Here is an 18,849-nt window from a genome sequence, read left to right on the forward strand (position 1 = left end):
TCCCTAAAAAACGGGGTAAGTTCTTTATTTTCCACTAAATTAGCTAAATTATAGGGAGGATTTCCCCAATTATTAGTTTAATGACCAGAAATCCCTGAATTTAAGGTGCAATTTCCCTAATTATCTATCGAAGCTCCCTAACCCTTGTACTTAACACAGAGAAGGTCCAGCGATACCTGTTACGTAGCATAGAGAAATTGACGCTTGAGATCGGCTGGCTTAAGCTTGCCACAAGCTACAGATGCAGACCGTGGATGAGTAAAAATGCAGAGCAGCGATCCTCCAATACAGGAGAAACGCTGCTCTTTTAACATTTGCGGTTTATGGGACTGGGACAGCCCGTTAATCTATTCAGCTTTTTTTTAGCTTATAGAGCACTGCGTTTCAAAACAATCTTATTTCTCAGCCACCATAGCGCGGAAGGATTCTTCAGCTGCGATAAGTGTAGCATCGATATCTGCATCAGTATGTGCTGTGGTCAGGAACCAAGCTTCGTATTTCGAAGGGGCAAGGTTAATGCCACGGTTCAGCATATGACGGAAGAAGCTGGCGAACAATTCGCCGTCTGTATCCTGAGCCTCGTCATAATTCGTAACCGGATGGTTACAGAAATGAGTGGAAAACGAACCACGGATGCGGTTGATTGTCAGTGGAATGCCATGACGGTCGGCAGATGCTTGAAGTCCATCGGCAAGCCGGATTGCAAGCCGATCCATTTCTTCGTATACACCCTCTGCACTCAGAACCTCTAAACAAGCAATCCCTGCAGAGATAGACGCAGGATTGCCTGCCATTGTGCCGGCTTGATATGCCGGTCCAAGTGGAGCTACCTGTTCCATAATATGCTTGCGGCCGCCGTAAGCGCCGATAGGCAGGCCGCCACCGATGATTTTGCCAAGTGCAGTAAGGTCAGGAGTGATGTCCTCATGGTTATCCAGCCCTGCATAGGTTTGTGTAGAACCATAGTGGAAGCGGAAGGCAGTAATGACTTCGTCATAAATAACAAGGGAGCCATTATCGTGAGCCAGCTTGCAAAGTCCTTCGAGGAAACCAGGCTTAGGCATCACCATGCCGAAATTTCCTACAATCGGTTCAACCATAACAGCTGCGACATCTTCGCCCCATTTCTCCAGCGCCTCTTTCAGGCTGTCCAGATCATTAAAAGGAACGGTGATTACTTCCTGGGCGATACTGCTTGGAACACCGGCACTGTCTGGAATGCCAAGTGTAGAAGGTCCGGATCCTGCTGCTACGAGCACCAGATCGGAGTGGCCGTGGTAACAGCCGGCGAATTTTACGATTTTGCTGCGTTTTGTATAGGCACGGGCTACACGAATCGTTGTCATAACCGCTTCGGTTCCGGAATTGACGAAACGTACTTTATCCATAGATGGAATGGCTTCTTTTAGCATTTTAGCAAGTTTGATTTCGAGCTGGGTTGGGGTTCCGTAAAGAACACCATTTTCTGCTGCTGTAGTAATTGCTTTGGTAATATGAGGGTGGGCATGGCCGGTAATGATCGGTCCATAGGCTTGGAGATAATCGATATATTCATTGCCGTCTTCATCCCAGAAGTGAGATCCACTGGCGCGTTTCATAAATACGGGTGCTCCGCCGCCAACGGCTTTGAAGGAGCGGGAAGGGCTATTTACACCTCCAACGATATGCTGGAGGGCTTCGTGATAAAGTTGTTCAGATGTGGAACGATTCATAATGTGATCATCCTTTCGATTGTTGGTGCTCAAGGGAACGGGCGAACAACGGTGTTTTCCATTGTCCGCCCGTATTATACCAAGTCACTGCTTTGTGTACATGTGAACTTTGCTTGTCAGGCCCTTAATTGGTCCCGCCAGAACTGCTATTGGAGGTGTTCTCCGATGTAGGGGTTGGTGTTGGCTCAGGACCATTTAGGGTATCCTGTATAAATTCTTTTAGCTTCTTTTCGCTACGAATTCCAATAACCTGTGATCCGTCACTTGTAGTTTCCTCGGTGAGCAGATCCATTGGCGGAATTTGCTCGCTGCCACCCATACTGCTATTATACCCTACGCTTGCCAGCTTCCACATATCATTAACTGACATATTGGTTTCAATATAAGGCGTAACCTGCGACAGGATATTTGGCAGCTTGACGATGGAGGTGGTGCTGATCAGCTTATCAGCCACAGCCTTGAGAAAACCGCGTTGGCGCTCGGTTCGAGTGAAATCGGAGGTAGCGTCATGCCGAAAGCGAACATATTGTAGCGCCATGTTGCCGTCAAGATGCTGGTATCCTTTTTTCAGATCAATATCATATTCCGGACCGTCTGCAACGGTTTTGTAGACCATATCTTTTTCGACTTCATAATCCACACCCCCAACGGCATCAACCAGCTTGATGAATCCTTGGAAGTCCGTGTAGACATAATATTGAATTGGGATACCGAGCAGATCGCTGACGGTCTGCATCGCAGTATTAGGTCCATAAATAATCGCTGTATTAATACGCTTCTCGCCATGATCCGGAATCGGAACGTACGTATCTCTCAGTATTGAAAATACACTGATTTTCTTCTTCACAGGGTCAAGAGAAGCGACGAGCATTGTATCTGAACGGGGGATTTCCCCTTTCTTCACACCTCGGGCATCCACACCCATTAATAGGATATTGACCGGCTCTGTACCTTCCCATTTAGGAGGCTCAGGGGTGTCAACATCAACGGTCTCTGCATTTTGAAAAGGTGAATCTTCAGTATTCGACATGCTACCAAGCTCATTGTAAATGGTTGTAATGTAGAAAATGGCCCCACCGATAATAAGGAGGAGTATAATGGCCAACGTCCAAAGCAGCGGTTTCTTTTTTGACTTACCAGTCTTTGCGTGCCTTTTCTTTCTAGGTGGCATTTCTCGTTCTTCCTTTCGCATTCACGTTGACTACATTATAATTTCTTTTGGGGATACGTGCAATTTAGGAATAATTCCCCAATCTTAAGAAGGAGTGGATCTATCTTGAACGAAGTAGCTATTGGACAAAAAGTACCCAATTTCACCCTTCCCTCTTCCAATGGGCATGAGGTTAGTTTGAGTGATTACTTGGGCCGAAAGGTCATCTTATATTTTTACCCTAAAAATATGACACCAGCCTGCACGCAGGAGGCCTGCGAATTCCGTGACGCTTTTGATCAAATCACGGCGGTGGGTGCGGTTGTTCTGGGCATTAGTCCGGACTCTTTGACATCGCACGCTAAATTTACAGAGAAGCATAGTCTGCCCTTTCCACTGCTGTCTGATGAGGATCATAAGGTAAGTGAAATGTTCGGCGTATGGCAGCTTAAGAAACTTTACGGCAAAGAGTTTATGGGGATTGTGCGATCTACTTTTCTGATTGATGAGCAGGGGATATTAGTGGAAGAATGGCGGAAGGTACGGGTAAAAGGGCATGTCGCAAACACGATAGCAGGAATAAGCGAATCATAAATTTTACTAATTACTTTTTATAGATGTCTATTACATTTTTAACAGCTTATATAAGGTGTTGTCATGATATAGTTTCCTCATAATTGCTTCAAATTTGGAGCAAGAAGAGGTGGTGGAGTGATAATGCTGCATATTGGGCTTGATATCGGATCAACTACTGCTAAATTAGTTGTCATAGAGCGGGACCTCATTGTTTATCAAGACTATGTAAGACATTATAGCGATATTAAAAAAGCGGCCCTCTCTCTTCTGTCTGATGTACGCGACAGATTCCCAGAGAGGGGAGCTAGGCTTACTGTAAGCGGTTCCTCGGGTTTGTCTTTATCCAAATTAGGTGGAGTTCCCTTTATTCAGGAGGTGATAGCCTGCACGAAGGCGATCAGTGCGCTGATCCCCGAATGTGACACGGCGATTGAACTGGGTGGAGAGGACGCTAAGATAATATATCTTCGGGGCGGCATTGAGCAGCGTATGAATACAGCCTGCGCGGGCGGAACGGGAGCGTTCATCGATCAGATGGCAGCGCTGCTGCAGACCGATCCGGCAGGCTTAAATGTTTTGGCGGAGAAGCATGAGCGAATCTATCCCATAGCTTCACGCTGTGGTGTATTTGCCAAAAGCGATGTACAGCCGCTGCTTAATGAAGGAGCACGCCGGGAGGATGTGGCGGCTTCGATCTTCCAGAGTATCGTTAATCAGACGATTAGCGGTCTTGCTTGTGGACGTCCGATTCGAGGACGGGTGGCTTTTCTTGGCGGCCCGCTGACCTTCCTGCCTGCCTTGCGGCAGCGTTTTTCGGAAACGCTGGAGCTGGCGGAGGAGGATATCCTGTTCCCGGAACGCTCACAGTATTTCGTGGCGATTGGAGCTGCGCTCTCCGATGCTGATCCAGTCGTATTGCCACTTTCAAGCTGGATCACGCGAATTGCGGCAGTTGATTTTACTGCGGATCGAGCTGCGGATGCTGAATTGCCGCCGCTTTTTGAGAATGCCGCCGAGCTTGCAGAATTTCGGCTTCGTCACGGCAAAGCCTCTGCAGCGAGATCAGATTTAGCCTTATATCGTGGACCCTGTTATCTAGGGATTGATGCCGGCTCAACCACAACTAAACTCGTGTTAACCGGTTCGGCTGACGAAATTCTCTATACCTTTTATGGCAGCAACAAAGGTAACCCGCTGCATTCGGTCAGCGATGCACTGAAGGAGATCTACCGGGTTCTGCCTGAAGGCTGCCATATTGCAGGCTCATATGTGACAGGGTACGGTGAAGGGTTAATCAAGGCTGCTCTGCGGACGGACGGCGGAGAAGTAGAGACTGTTGCACACTACAAGGCAGCTTCCAAGTTCATGCCAGAAGTAGATTTCATACTGGATATCGGTGGTCAGGACATGAAGTGCATCAAGATCCGTGGCGGTGCTATCGACAGCCTTATGCTCAATGAAGCTTGTTCAGCCGGTTGTGGCTCTTTTCTGGAGAGTTTTGCCTCTGCCTTGGGACTTGGCATCGAGGAATTTGCTAAGACTGCACTCGAAGCGACTCAGCCTGTTAATTTGGGCTCGCGCTGCACGGTATTTATGAACTCTAAGGTTAAGCAGGTTCAGAAGGAGGGCGCGTCATTAGCGGATTTATCGGCGGGTCTTGCCTACTCTGTGATCAAGAATGCTCTGCAAAAGGTAATTAAAATCCGCAATCCGGAGGACTTAGGGCGAAATATCATCGTTCAGGGCGGTACCTTCTATAATGAAGCTGTATTGCGTGCCTTTGAGTCCTTAACGGGGCGGACGGTGGTTAGACCGGATATAGCTGGCGTAATGGGAGCTTATGGCTGTGCACTGATTGCGCGTGAGCAAGCCGGGGTTAACGGATCCAGTACGCTGCTTGGACCAGAGGAGCTTGCCAGCTTTAAATATGAGGTCTCCTCAGGCCGCTGTGGCCGCTGTGGGAATAACTGTGCGCTGACGATCAGTCGTTTTCCGGATAAGAGCTTTTATGTAACCGGCAATCGCTGCGAACGTGGCGCAGGAGTCAAAAAAGAGAAAAATGTCCTGCCGAATCTGATGCAGTATAAATATGAACGGTTTTTTGAATACGAGAGTTTACCGGAAACAGGGGCATGGCGGGGGACCGTCGGGATTCCGCGCACCATGAATATGTTTGAGAATTACCCGTTCTGGCACACCTTTTTCACCAAACTGGGCTATCGGGTGATTCTCTCCCCTAAATCAAGCAAGAAGCTTTTCGAAAGCGGAATGGATACAATTCCTTCAGAATCGATATGTTATCCTGCGAAGATGGCACATGGACATGTGCAAAGCCTGATCGGTAAAGGTGTCGATTTTATTTTTTATCCAGCGGTGGTGTATGAGAAAAAAGAAGATGAAGCCGCGGATAATCACTTCAATTGTCCAGTGGTCGCCTCGTACCCCGAAGTCATTCGCAACAATATGGATGGGTTAAAGGACAATGGAATCAAGCTTGTCAGTCCATTCCTGACCTTTGATGATATTTCTGCGCTGACCAAAGGACTGGTGAAGACATTTACCAGCATTCCGCGAGATGAGATTACGTCCGCGGTGCAGGCGGGACTTACAGAGGCTGATAACGCCAAAAGTGATGTGCGTACTAAAGGTGAGGAGACCCTTGTGTATCTAGCTGATACTGGAACCAAAGGAATCCTGCTCTGTGGGCACCCTTATCATGCCGATCCTGAGATTAATCACGGAATAGCGGATATGATAACCGGGATGGGACTCGCCGTGCTGACAGAAGATTCTGTCTGCCATCTGGACCACAGCGAAGGAGATGTGGCTGTTGTGAATCAGTGGACCTACCATGCCCGGATGTACCGTGCAGCCCGCCTTGCTGCAGTCCGCTCGGATCTGGAGCTTGTTCAATTGACTTCCTTCGGCTGTGGGATCGATGCGATCACTTGTGATGCCGTACAGGATATTATGGAAAGACATAACAAGGTATATACATTGATCAAAATCGATGAGATCAGCAATCTTGGTGCAGCGCGCATTCGGCTTCGTTCATTGCTGGCGGCAATGCGTGAGCGTGAAAAAGGTAAGGTAGTGCCGCAAAAGCCGCCAAAAGTGCAGGCTAATGTGTTATTTACGAAGGAAATGAAAGAGACCTATACCATCCTTGCACCACAGATGTCACCTATTCATTTTGAATTGTTTGAGCAGGTTTTTCGCGATGCCGGGTACCGTCTGAAGATACTTGAGACTACCGGACCCGAAGAGACAGAAGAAGGCCTGAGATACGTTAATAATGATGCGTGTTATCCGGCAATTGTGACGATTGGCCAGATTCTATCAGCGCTGAAGAGTGGGGAATATGATCCGGATCGTACTGCTGTGATTATGTCACAGACAGGTGGCGGCTGCCGGGCTACGAATTATATTTCTTTGCTCCGCAAAGCCTTAAAGGATTCAGACCTTGAACAAATTCCGGTGATTTCACTCAATGCTTCGGGGATGGAGAATCAGCCGGGTTTCCGCATCAGTCTTAAGCTGGCGAATCGGTTGATAGCTGCCGCTTGTTATGGTGATCTTATGATGCGGATGTTAAATCACTTTAGGCCGCATGAGGTTGTTCCAGGAAGTGCGGAAGTTCTATTCCGCAAAGGGATGGAGCGTTGCAAGGCAAGCTTATCCAACTTTTCATTCCGAGAATACAAACGCCTGATTCGTGAGATTGTTGCAGAGTTCTGCAAGCTGCCCGTTACGGGTATTGCTAAACCAAGAGTGGGCATTGTCGGTGAGATCCTGATCAAATTCCATCCGGATGCCAATAACCGCATTATAGAGATGATCGAGGCAGAGGGCGGGGAGGCGGTAATGCCGGACTTCCTGGATTTCATTTTCTATTGTGTATATAATCCGATCTACAAAGCTGAGCAATTCGGCAAAAGCAAACGGCTCGGCTATATCAATCCCATGCTGATCTCTTATCTGGAAATTTACCGTAAGCCGATTAAGGTTGCCCTTGAGGATGCGGGGTTAGCTAAAGGACGGGAGAATATTTATGGTCTTGCCGAGAAGGCCAGCCGACTGGTGTCCGTAGGAAATCAGATGGGTGAGGGCTGGTTTTTAACCGCAGAAATGATGGATTTGTTGGATAATGGAGTGAACAACATCGCCTGTATTCAACCGTTCGCGTGCCTGCCCAACCATATCACCGGGCGTGGGATGATTAAAGGTCTTAAGGAATTATATCCGGGTGCAAATATCGTGGCGATTGACTATGATGCTGGAGTCAGCGTAGTCAACCAAGCGAATCGGATCAAGCTGATGATGTCAATTGCCAGCAGCCAGGAAGAGACTAAGCCATCTAATTTAAAACTGCCGGATAAGCCTCAGCAGCAGACTTTACCTGAAAGTTCATACAGCTTAACCTGAGCATTGTTCAGACGAAAAAGCGGACCAAGGATCTACCTTGGTTCGCTTTTTTATGCTTTGTGCACTTATGTATGATTTTCATGTTTTTCCTGCAATATAAAATTACCTTTCAGAAAGTTACAGCAAATTATTGACCGAAATTTAGTTAAGGTGTAAAATAGTACGCATGCGAACTATTAGATGATCTAACTAATTAATTCTTTGGAGGTGAAGATTTGGAAGATAAGGAGCAGCAATTAGATGATATTTTCTCCTCTTTTCGCCGGATTAGCCATGCATTCCAGCAGTTGCTGTGGAAGGATGCCGAAGAGCTGGACATCACACCAACACAGTTAATGGTTCTCCGCAAAATATCTGCAAATCCCGATATTGGCATTACAGATCTTGCCGAGCTATTACATTTGGGGAACAGTGCAGCGAGCGGCGTAGTGGACCGGATGGTGAAAGCCGATTTGATCACAAGACAGCGCTCTGAGGTAGATCGGCGTATATACAACTTGGCGATTACTGAAAAGGGCAGAGAGATCAGGGAAAGAAGTAAGCAATCGCTCAGAAGACACTTACTTCCACTATCCAATATACCTGCCAAGGATGCAGGTGAATTACTTAGGATTCATAACGAAATCATTCAGATCTTAGAGCAGGGGAGAGACAAATAGAATTTATGAGTACAATTACAGGTAACGCTGCAGCGGCAACTAAGGGAATACGTAGAGGACCGATTATTGCAGCGCTCTTAATAGGTGCGTTTGTCGCACTTTTGAACCAAACACTTCTTAATGTGGCATTGCCGAGCATAATGGACGATCTAAAAATCGCTACGAATACGGCACAGTGGCTAACAACGGGATTTATGCTCGTGAACGGTGTGCTGATACCGATTAGTGCATTTCTGGTGGAAAAGTTTACGACCCGCCAGCTATTCATCACCGCGATGTCACTTTTTTCGTTAGGCACACTTGTCTGTGGAATCGGAACAGGCTTTGAAATGATCATGGTCGGCAGAGTCATACAGGCGGTTGGCGCAGGGATTTTGATGCCGTTAATGAATATTGTGTTTCTTCGTATCTTCCCAATTGAAGAGCGGGGGAAAGCGATGGGGCTAATGGCGGTAGCTATGATTTTTGCTCCAGCTGTAGGTCCAACGTTGTCAGGCTGGGTAGTTCAGAACTATTCTTGGCGCGTATTGTTCTTTATCGTTCTTCCGCTGGCCATTCTTTCTACCTTGCTAGGTATGAAAACAATGCAAAATGTAGGGCAAACAACCTCTCCGAAACTGGATAAAACGGGTGTTATCCTGTCTACCATTGGTTTTGGGGGATTGTTGTACGGCTTCAGTGATGCTGGAACCGATGGTTGGGGAAGTGCAACAGTCATTACCTGCCTCATTGTGGGTGTGATTGCACTGGCTTTATTCGTATGGAGAGAGCTTAAGGCTGAGACACCACTGCTTGAGTTCCGGATTTTCAGATACAATATGTATTCACTCACGACATTAATCAATATCATCATTACGATGGCTTTATATTCGGGTATGATTTTGCTGCCGATTTATTTGCAGACGATCCGTGGTTTTACACCAATGGAGTCCGGTCTTATGCTGCTGCCGGGAGCCATTCTAATGGGAATTATGTCTCCAATCACGGGGATTATATTTGATAAAATCGGGGCAAGATGGCTGTCTGTGGTAGGCCTGATTATTACAGTAATTACGACTTGGCAATTCAGCCAGCTTACAGACAGTACGACGTATACGCATATGATTATTACTTACACGGTTCGGATGTTAGGCATGTCGATGTTATCGATGCCGATTGTAACGGCTGGACTTAACCAGCTTCCACAGCGTTTAAGCTCGCATGGTACAGCAATGTCGAATACGCTGCGGACGGTCGGGGGCGCGCTGGGAATGGCGTTGTTCGTCAGTCTAATGACCAATAAGACGAAGAGCACAATCACTGATACGCTTATGAGCGGAACGGTTTCGTTAAACGATAAAGCAGCCATGCTTAAGCTTACGCAAGAGGCTACAATTAGCGGGGTTACGCATGCCTTTAACATTGCTACCTGGATCACTGTAATTGCTTTGGTATTGGCTTTCTTTATTAAAAAGACTTCACCGCAGCCAGACTTCCTGAAGACGGAGGAAGTGCAGCCACAGCAGGACAATCAATAAAAAACTGGGCTAAAAAAGAATGGAAAAAGGAGCGTCCTACGAACCGTTATGGTTCCTAGGGCGCTTCTTTTTGTTGTGCTGCTATTAGTTAGCTGGAGACACAGCTGCAGGATCGCTCCAGCGTTTCAAATGTGGCAGCTGCTCCGCGAGAAGTTTACGGGCAACATTCTCATCCATTCCTTCTTCGACCATATAGCCTGTACAAATGTCAGCCATTTCTTGCAACGTGATATTAGGCTGTTTGAATGCGCCATTCTCATAGCAGTACACACAGTAATCTTCGATCTTGTTGCCATTCTGGTCCGTTCCAAGCAATTCCGCCGTAGGCATTGGCATCCCACAGCTTTGACAAATTTTAAGATCTCCTTGCTCTACATGTTCATGTCCCATATTTAACACTCCTTTAAAGGTATGCAAGCTCTCGAGCGCCCGCTTTAAGTTCAGTATAGAACAATAAACCTGACGGCATTCCGTCAGGTTTATTGTTAGGTTGTATATTTTGATGCTATGCCTGCTGCAAGCTGCCCCAGCTTTTGCCGAATATGCGGTGGCTCTAAGACCTCTACATGCATCCCGAAGCTTAGCAGGAAACCATATAGCCATCCATCCTCAGGATAGTTGATGGTAACCTTGTAACCTCCATTACCGTCGGGCAGTAGCTCGGTAGAATCAAACCGCTCTTCCGCTAGATGTTTGCTTTCAGCCTTAAACTGCAAAACGATGGGTGTTGCTGTTGTTACGGTTGATCTCTGATACTCGTTGCTCCAAGGCAGCTCGCTTGCATCTACATCTTTTGCAATAAAAACTTGGGTATTCTTAACGAGCTCTTTCATGCGCAACAGCTTAAATAGACGGAAATCCTGACGATTCAGACAAAATCCATATAAGTACCAGGCTTGCCCCTTCAGCACTAAAGTATAGGGCTCTACCGAACGCTGGCTTGTCTGACCCGCAGCATCTACATAATCAAAGTTTACGGTCACGCTTTCCTCAAGTGCTTCTTTTAGAGTGGCAAGCTTCTCTTCCAAAATACGTTGAAGACCCCATGGGGAGAAGTCGATGATGAGCTGAGTCGTTTTGCTGCGGAAGGCGGCGGATTGGGAGGGCGGGATTACGCTGCTGATCTTTTCCATGAGCAGCGTATGTTCATTTCCTCCATAAGACGAGACGCTCTGCAGAGCCGTGAAAATATCCGCTAGCTCACGATCCGTCAAGACATTGCGGTCCAGCCGGTATCCTTCCATAAGCCCGATCCCACCGTTAGCTCCCTGATAGGTGACGATAGGAATTCCGGCTCCATTAATGCTTTCAATATCACGATAAATCGTGCGCACAGATACCTCGAACATATCGGCTAGCTCCTTCGCCTGAATTAGGCGGCGGTTCATTAGCAGGATAACGATAGAGAGCAATCGATCTATTTTCAAAAGACAATTCCTTCTTTCCCGGAGATTTCCGTGAAGTAATGCTGTATTTCATCTTAGCAAATCCTTGAAAATAAAGCATTGTCATAAATAAATGATTCGATTAATATCTAATTAGATATATGTATAAATAGATGAAATGAGGTTTATTTTATGAATAATCACTCAGCTGTTGCGATGTTTAGGAGTCATAAGGGATATTCACGATTGTTCACAGCCGGCTTGATCAATGGAATTGGTGATCGTTTTACTAGCGTTGCAGTACTGGCGCTGGTTCTGCAGTTGACGGGATCAGGCATGGCGGTGGGGATTTCGTTAGGTGTGAGACTGCTTCCTTATTTATTTCTGGCCCCGCTTGGAGGCATACTTGGCAGTAAAATTCCACTCAAATATATCATGATAGCTACAGATATGCTGAGGGTCCCAGTAGCCTTAGCCTTTTTATGGGTGGATGGGGAGGAGAACCTGTGGTTGTTATATATGGCAAGTTTTTTGCTGGCAGCGGGCGAAGCCATTTACAGCCCTGTTCGTAAGTCCACTATCCCTTTGCTCGTCACCAAAGATTCTCTGCTGACCGTCAACGGACTAGAGCAGTTAATGAGCGGCTGCGTGCTGATCCTTGGGGCGTTCAGTGGAGGGGTGGTGTCGATGTGGTTTGGTTCGGAGGCAGCGTTCATTATGAATGCAGTGTCTTTTTTGATTGCGGCGATGTTAATTTACGGTATCGATTTTCCACAACATACGGAAATGGCGACGGTGGCTAAGAAGGCTACATATTCTCCTGAGGGGGACTTAGAAAAATCTGCTGAAGAAGCAAAATACGGTCGGCTGCGTGCTCTGGGAATGGTAATTGGCGGGAGCCTAACGCTGCAGGTCATTTTCGGTTATGAGCTGTTGGTGCCGTTGTTAAATGGTCTGGATAATGTACTGATCAGTGTATATGCGATACAGGTATTTCACACGGGCGATATTGGAGTAGGGGCATTTTATGCGGCGCTTGGTGTCGGTCTTAGCCTTAGTTTTTTTATCTCACGTTATTTAAAAAAGGGGCTGCTGATTGTAGCCATCGGAGGGCTTTTACTTGAAGGTGTATTATTGATGGGCATCAGTGTCAGCAATCATTTTGCGGCAGCATTTATGTTATATATTCTGCTGTCATTTGCCGGGGGGACGGGGAATGCCTGTCTGGATACGCTTGTTATGCGGGAAACGCCATCTGCTATGCAGTCCTTTATGTTTGGACTTCTGTCTGCAGTAGGAAATACGCTGCTGGGGTTATCTATGCTGTTCGCCGGGTGGCTATTAGAAGGGGTGGAACCAAGAATGGTAGGGTTTGCTGGGGGAGCGGGATTTGCCGCAGTTGCGCTTTTGCTTGCAGGATATGCGGGGGTACGCAGCAAGAAAAAACGTACTTAAAAAGGGCGGTGGCTTCACCGTCCCTTGGAAGTTTTTTTGACCTGAGTCTGTAGCTTTATGGCAGCTTTGCGCGGGAACAGGCGGATGCTTATCTTTTTGCGGTAACGATACAGGATTACAAGGGCAGCTATAGCTACACAGCCGGAGATAATCCATAGTGCATATAACTCGAATAAATGGAAAATACCCATCCACTGCGGACCAAATACCCGTCCTATGCCAAGAAACAGCACTACCCAGAATAATGCTCCACTATAAGCGTAGAGGGCGAATTTACGGAAGGGCAGCGCAACTATACCAGCAAAATAGCCGGTGAAGTGACGAACGCCTGGAATAAAATATCCGATGGAAATAAGGATGCTGCCGTATTTCTCGAACCATTTTTGCGTTTTATCCAGCTTGGCAGGGGAGAACAGCAACCACTTGCCGTATCGCTGGATGAAGGGCATTCCGGCTTTTAATCCGACAAAATAGGTGAGGGTCATCCCGGCGGTGGTCCCTGCAAACGCCACTAGAATCAGCGTTATGAAATCAAGTCTTCCCGTATAGGAAAGGAAACCTGCAAAAGCCATGGTAGTTTCTCCGGGAAACGGCAAGGCAACGAATTCGAGCAGCAATCCAAAAAACAATACGCTATATCCATATTTGCTGAATAATTCTTGTATAAAGTTCAGCATTTCCATAAGATTCTCACTCTCCAAGGGGCAGTTGCCTTATTCTATTTTGAAGCTTGTCTTCATACAATCTACCAAATGGCTTTTGAGCCAATAGAATGCTGGAGGTAGAGAAGATGAAAGGTAACAAAAACACTCACGGCCGCCGAAACTTCATACGCGGATTGCTTGTTATGGTTGTAATCGTCATCGTAATGCTGGGATGGAACGCAGGGGAGAGTGTAGATTCTTGGATGAATCGTTCATTACAGTCCGCAAGTGCGGAGTCTGTCTCTGTTAAGAATAATCTCCCGTTAGTGGCGATGCAAGAATTTCCTCCTAAAGCAGAGTCCATTGTGACTGCTTCTCCAGAAGTTAAATTGAATTCCAGTACGGCACAAGTATCCAAGGTGTCAACAACATATTCGGCAATCACAGCCGCAAAGAAAGCTTCAAAAACAGTCTATATTACATTTGACGACGGACCGAGTGACAATACCTTCAACGTTCTTGAAATTTTACAGCAGCAAGGTGTGAAGGCGACCTTTTTTGTCCTTGGTAATCAAGCGAAAAGCCATCCAGAGCTAATTAATGCCATATGGGAACAAGGACATGCTATTGGCAATCATACCTATAATCATAATTACCATGATTTATATAGTGGATTCACTGAATTTTGGAGCCAGATTAAAAAGACCGAAGAAATTATTCGGGGCATTACAGGGGTTCGCCCACAACTTATCCGCGCCCCGGGCGGAACCTTTGATCACTTTGATAATACCTACTTCAATTTGTTGAAGCAAGCCGGTTATATCGTTACGGATTGGACGGTGGACAGCGGGGATTCCAAACGCAAAGGGGTACCGGCGTCAGAAATCTTAAAAGAGTCAACCGCGGATCTGAAGTCCTCTCGGGTTATTCTGCTGCTGCATGATGGCGGCGGCCATCAGGAGAGTGTTAAAGCACTGCCTGATATTATTGCGCGTTATAAGGCTGCTGGATACAGCTTTGGCCTTTTAGATGAGACGGTGGAGCCTGTACAATTCAGAGTCTCCTCAAAAGCCAATAGCTTGGGCAGAGTGAAACCTTCAGAAGCTTGGATCACCTCGAATATCATACCGAATGCAGAGCTGTTTGCGCCCGGCAAACCTTTGGTGCTGGAGGTTGGAAAGCTGGAGACGAAGCTGGCGCCAGGTGAATATACTCTGCAAAAAGGAAAATATATGGTGCCACTTCGCGCTGTGATCGAACGGCTGGGAGGGCAGATTAGCTGGGATGCGGGCAGTCGCAGTGGAAGGATTGCCTGGAACGGCAAAGATATCATCGCGGATGTGGCGAACAAGGAACTCCTTTTAAATCTTCCTGATCATGTTCAAAAGATAAACGGTGCCAGTGTGGAGATGATTGGCGGTTCTATCTGGGTATCGCTGCGTGAGCTGCTGGAGACAGCCGATCATCCTCCTTTAAATATAAGCGTGACGGAAGGTGAGCGCCGGGTAATAGCCTTCTGAGATTTAGCGCTCAGGCAGTTTTTTTAAAAGAAAAAAACAATGTCTGGGCACCCTTTTTCATGGGAAGAATAGATAGTAATAAGTTCCTCAGCTGGGAACAAGTCTAGACCCAAAGGAAGGGTGTTCGTTCCATTGTCCTCTTCAAAAAAAGTAGAGCACAAATTAAATAACAAGACTGAAAGAGTTAGAAGCTTCTCCTATCCGCGTAGCCGTAGTGCATTGGCTGAATGGTTGCGGGTGCTGACTGTGGCTGGAATTATAGGTGTTTTATATGCATGGCGCGGAGGCGCATCACTCTTATTTCTGCTGATCGCTGTAGGCGTTATCATGGTTGGCGGACTTATCGTTCAACTTTCAGGTCCACGGGCGATAAAGATTGAACGTACAATCACTCCTGTAAGACCGATAGCTGGAAATACACTGCTTGTGAAGGTGCGGGTGAATTTCTCTTCCCGGCTTCCACTGCCATGGCTGACTATCGCTGATTTTTGGGGGGACAGAGGACATCACAAGCTACTGTTTCCGGGATTCAGACGCTCTTTTGAATACACCTACATTCTTGAGAATATGCCACGCGGACATCATCATTTGCAGGGCTGTAGAGTAACCTGGGGAGATTTGCCCGGCTGGTTCACAGGCCGATCTGAGCCTGCTGAAGAGCATAGCGTTAAAGTGCTGCCAGCCCCCCTATATTATGGCGGAGCAGTCCCGGACAGCGGCTTTATTAGCGGTGATTCTCTCTATTCTAGAAGGGGAAGAAGCAGCAATGATGAGACCATGGAATCGCGGGAATATGAGCCCGGTGATCCACTTAGCCGAATCCATTGGAAGAACAGTGCCCGGCTTGGGAATCTGCAGAGCAAAGTTCCAGAGCGTGAAAAGGCAAAAATGAGCTGTATCGTGTTGGCTAATGATCCCAAAAGCTATGAGATTCCAGCCAATGCACTTACACCTCGTGGCAGTCGGGAAGAGCAGCCACCGGTATTTGAGAAGGCGGTGTCAACGGCGATGGGGCTGATGCTCTTTGCTGAGCAGTCAGGTGCTTATGTCCAGTTATTCAGCGGAGGCTGGCCAGAAGGAATGGCTAGGCATGAAGGACTGGGCAAAATCCCAGGGAGAGTGCTGGATATTCTAACTGATATTTCTCCGAATGGAACAAGAACCCTGTCCGAGCTGTTGGAGGATGCTTCTAGAGGCTGGATTCCGGGAATGACCGTTGCTATAGTGACCGGAAGATTAGAGGAACAATCTGCTAAGGTTATCGCTAAATTCTTAGTGCAAGGTGTAAAAGTTGAGCTCTATTATGCTTGGGATCAGCCAGCTCCGGTGCCTGCGGAGGTAACGCTGCAGGAGATCCGCCAGCCTGTGCGGGGAACGGTCGGAGATAGTCTGGGTCGTCTTGGAGCACGGATGTTTTGTCTGGATGATGCATTGCCAGCTTACAGGCTCAGGGAGGTAGAGTACCATGAATCATCCGGAAAACCAACGCTACGGTAAGCGGATACCGGGTGACACAAGCTTCTCTATGAATGGGCAAAGTAGGATGGGACCAAAGCAGCTCCATTTGGAAAAACTGGAGAACAGTCATGCCGGTAAACAGAGAAAAATACCTCTGTATTATCGCATGCTGTTCTCTTTGGCTATTTTGGGGCTATTTTTAGAATGGCTGCTCCCTTTATATAGAACGACTTCATTGGAAGATACTGCTAGATTGCTGCAGATTCTGATGATTTCTGCTGCCGTGCTGTTGATGTGGGGAATCCTTCAGATTCCCGGGTGGCTATTGCTAAGTATCCAATGTTTGATGATCGGCACGGCTTGGCTATATCTATGCAGTGAGAGCGTAGGGACAGGATGGTTGGGCATTTATGCAGTAGAAATTCCAAATGATCTGATTTTGCTCTTTTCAGGGCATGTTTCTCAGCTTAGCGAGATCAGCAGACTTTTGATTTTGATTGTTGGCTGGGGGCTGCTGGTATCTTCGGTGCAGCAGCTTGCACTTTTCAGAGGAAGCACGCTGCTGTTTACAGCGGTGACCCTCATTTATCTATTGGTTCTGGATATTGGCTTTGGCGTTAATACGACAACGGATGTTGTAATATCAGTGGGGCTTATTGTATGGATGCAAGCAATGAGCGGTTTGCTCCGTCTGCGGGAACGGGTGGGCAGCATTCACCTGCCGTATGCCCGATGGGGAGTTTTGGCATTAGCGGCTGCCATATTCGTAATGATGACAGCATGGTTCGGTGGGCAGGTATATGAAGTACGACCGCCTACCCAAACTACACTCCAGTCAACCTTTGAAAAGCTGCAGGAATGGGCTTCGGGCCATATGCCGGAAGATAATGAGGCTATACCTGCAGGAACAACAGGGTATAGTACAAATGATGGAGAACTGGGTGCTCCATTGTCACGCAATACCGAGCCAGTCTTCACAGCATTGACCAGCCTGCGTACCTATTGGCGCGGGGAGAGCATTGCCTATTATGACGGACGCCGTTGGATCAGAGGTGGTGAGGAATTTACTCCGCTTAACTTGTCCGGCCTGCCTCAGATTCCGGCGACGGTAACTACTACTAATGGTGGACGGACTTTACAACAGCGGATACAATTTGCCAGCCCTTCTTCCGGAGGAATTCCTGTATTCAATGCGGGCACCATAACGGATGTTGAGACAGTTCAACTATCTAATGGCAGCCAGCTTGGTTATGTTCTGGCGAATAAGGACAGGGATACCTTTCGTCTGCCAGATTCGGCGGGTTCAACTCGGATCACTGAGTATATAGTTGATTCTATACTTCCCGAGAGTAATCCAGTACTGCTGCGCGGGTTGGGTGATGCTGATCCTCAAGAAATAAAGAACAAATATTTGCAGCTGCCTGATTTATTACCTGAGCGAGTGAAAGCTCTGGCAGAGAAGCTCACAGCTTCCTCGGGTAACCGATATGACTCCGCAACCGCCATTCGGGATTATTTGCAAAACGGGTATTCTTACACGCTGGATACCATGGTTCCGCCAGCTGGCGCTGATTTTGTGGATCATTTCCTGTTTGAGACCAAGCAAGGTTATTGTGTGCATTTTGCAACAGCGATGACCGTATTGCTGCGAAGCACAGGCATTCCAGCGCGGTATGTTCAAGGGTACGGACCTGGAACCCAGCAGGAGGAAGCCATGCCGGCGAAGTATTTAGTCACCCAAGGGGATGCCCATGCCTGGGTAGAGGTTTATTTTGCCGGCGCAGGTTGGGTTCCTTTCGATCCGACGCCGGGTCCTGCGCTTGCGGCTGGCTTCCCCGCGCCGGCACGGCCTGCGGCAGCGGCGCTCGCGCCGCAAGCAACGCGCAGCGCGGAACTACCCGTCCTGCCGCTGGCGGGCGGACCCTTTTCAGCGCCGCTGACTGCCGCGGCGCTGCTTCCCGCCGCCGCTTGGCGCTGGCGGCGCAGTCTGGCTCTGCTGCTGGCCGCGCTTCGCGGCAGCAGCTTGAGCCGTGAGAGGCAGCTGCGCGCGGCCTCTCTGGCTTGGCACGGGCTGGCGGAGCGGTTTGGACCGCCGCCGCCCGGCGTTACTGGCAGGGAGTATGTGGACTCCCTGCGGATTTACGATGCCGGACTATACGTGGCCGTCCGGCAGTTCGTCCGCCAGTGGGAGACCTTGGCGTACGCGCCAGCTTTGGCATCCACAGCCGTGATCTCTGCCCGCGGCAATTCCTTAAAATCCGCTCCCGACCTTGGCGGCGAACCTGCGGCTTCTGATGCGAACGCGTTTATTCGCGAATGTCTGATCATTACCTTCCGTTTAACATAAA

Annotated in this window: 13 protein-coding genes; 8 read left to right on the top strand and 5 right to left on the bottom strand. The window is 47.9% G+C overall.

Annotated elements, in window-relative coordinates; all coding sequences use genetic code 11:
- Positions 1-395: 395 nt before the first annotated feature.
- Both NSQ50_RS03090 and NSQ50_RS03095 read right to left on the bottom strand, forming a co-directional pair.
- Positions 396-1,712, bottom strand: a complete 1,317-nt coding sequence (locus NSQ50_RS03090) for a glutamate-1-semialdehyde 2,1-aminomutase (RefSeq protein ID WP_036679861.1) — start codon at positions 1,710-1,712, stop codon at positions 396-398.
- Between the two features lie 124 nt (positions 1,713-1,836).
- Positions 1,837-2,883, bottom strand: a complete 1,047-nt coding sequence (locus NSQ50_RS03095) for an LCP family protein (RefSeq protein ID WP_036679863.1) — start codon at positions 2,881-2,883, stop codon at positions 1,837-1,839.
- Between the two features lie 105 nt (positions 2,884-2,988).
- On the opposite strand from NSQ50_RS03095, the gene bcp reads away from it, so the two are divergent.
- The 4 genes from bcp (at position 2,989) to NSQ50_RS03115 (ending at position 10,039) form a co-directional block, all read left to right on the top strand.
- A complete protein-coding gene (bcp, locus tag NSQ50_RS03100; RefSeq protein ID WP_080742389.1) occupies positions 2,989-3,456 on the top strand; it encodes a thioredoxin-dependent thiol peroxidase in 468 nt (155 codons plus the stop codon).
- Between the two features lie 123 nt (positions 3,457-3,579).
- A complete protein-coding gene (locus NSQ50_RS03105; RefSeq protein WP_081386881.1) occupies positions 3,580-7,863 on the top strand; it encodes a 2-hydroxyacyl-CoA dehydratase in 4,284 nt (1,427 codons plus the stop codon).
- Between the two features lie 215 nt (positions 7,864-8,078).
- The gene (locus NSQ50_RS03110; RefSeq protein WP_036679864.1) at positions 8,079-8,522 is read left to right on the top strand and encodes a MarR family winged helix-turn-helix transcriptional regulator; all 444 of its coding nucleotides are present in this window, start codon (positions 8,079-8,081) and stop codon (positions 8,520-8,522) included.
- Positions 8,523-8,527: 5 nt separating this feature from the next.
- Positions 8,528-10,039, top strand: a complete 1,512-nt coding sequence (locus NSQ50_RS03115) for a DHA2 family efflux MFS transporter permease subunit (RefSeq protein ID WP_036679866.1) — start codon at positions 8,528-8,530, stop codon at positions 10,037-10,039.
- Between the two features lie 84 nt (positions 10,040-10,123).
- On the opposite strand, the gene NSQ50_RS03120 is transcribed toward NSQ50_RS03115, so the two are convergent.
- Positions 10,124-10,429: a zinc ribbon domain-containing protein gene (locus tag NSQ50_RS03120; protein WP_052096752.1), complete on the bottom strand. Its 306-nt coding sequence runs from the start codon at positions 10,427-10,429 to the stop codon at positions 10,124-10,126.
- Between the two features lie 95 nt (positions 10,430-10,524).
- The gene (locus tag NSQ50_RS03125; RefSeq protein WP_076223343.1) at positions 10,525-11,466 is read right to left on the bottom strand and encodes a helix-turn-helix transcriptional regulator; all 942 of its coding nucleotides are present in this window, start codon (positions 11,464-11,466) and stop codon (positions 10,525-10,527) included.
- 150 nt (positions 11,467-11,616) lie between these two features.
- On the opposite strand from NSQ50_RS03125, the gene NSQ50_RS03130 reads away from it, so the two are divergent.
- A complete protein-coding gene (locus tag NSQ50_RS03130; protein WP_036679869.1) occupies positions 11,617-12,879 on the top strand; it encodes an MFS transporter in 1,263 nt (420 codons plus the stop codon).
- A 14-nt stretch (positions 12,880-12,893) separates the two neighbouring features.
- Here the strand turns inward: NSQ50_RS03130 and NSQ50_RS03135 are convergent, their stop codons facing one another.
- Complete coding sequence (locus tag NSQ50_RS03135; protein WP_036679870.1) at positions 12,894-13,562, bottom strand: DedA family protein; 669 nt, start codon at positions 13,560-13,562, stop codon at positions 12,894-12,896.
- Positions 13,563-13,669: 107 nt separating this feature from the next.
- Between NSQ50_RS03135 and NSQ50_RS03140 the strand changes: the two genes are divergently transcribed.
- The 3 genes from NSQ50_RS03140 to NSQ50_RS03150 all read left to right on the top strand — a co-directional run bounded on the left by NSQ50_RS03140 (position 13,670) and on the right by NSQ50_RS03150 (position 18,848).
- Positions 13,670-15,043 (top strand): polysaccharide deacetylase, encoded by a 1,374-nt coding sequence (locus NSQ50_RS03140; protein WP_036679871.1) that lies wholly within the window; start codon positions 13,670-13,672, stop codon positions 15,041-15,043.
- Between the two features lie 132 nt (positions 15,044-15,175).
- Entirely contained in the window at positions 15,176-16,540 is a 1,365-nt protein-coding gene (locus tag NSQ50_RS03145; RefSeq protein WP_076223341.1) for a DUF58 domain-containing protein, read from the top strand.
- Entirely contained in the window at positions 16,509-18,848 is a 2,340-nt protein-coding gene (locus NSQ50_RS03150; RefSeq protein ID WP_036679872.1) for a transglutaminase family protein, read from the top strand. The genes NSQ50_RS03145 and NSQ50_RS03150 overlap by 32 nt, the downstream gene beginning before the upstream one ends.
- The last annotated feature ends 1 nt before the right edge of the window (position 18,849 follow it).

The organism is Paenibacillus sp. FSL R10-2788, from assembly GCF_038003885.1.
Taxonomy (GTDB): Bacteria; Bacillota; Bacilli; order Paenibacillales; family Paenibacillaceae; genus Paenibacillus_AQ; species Paenibacillus_AQ odorifer.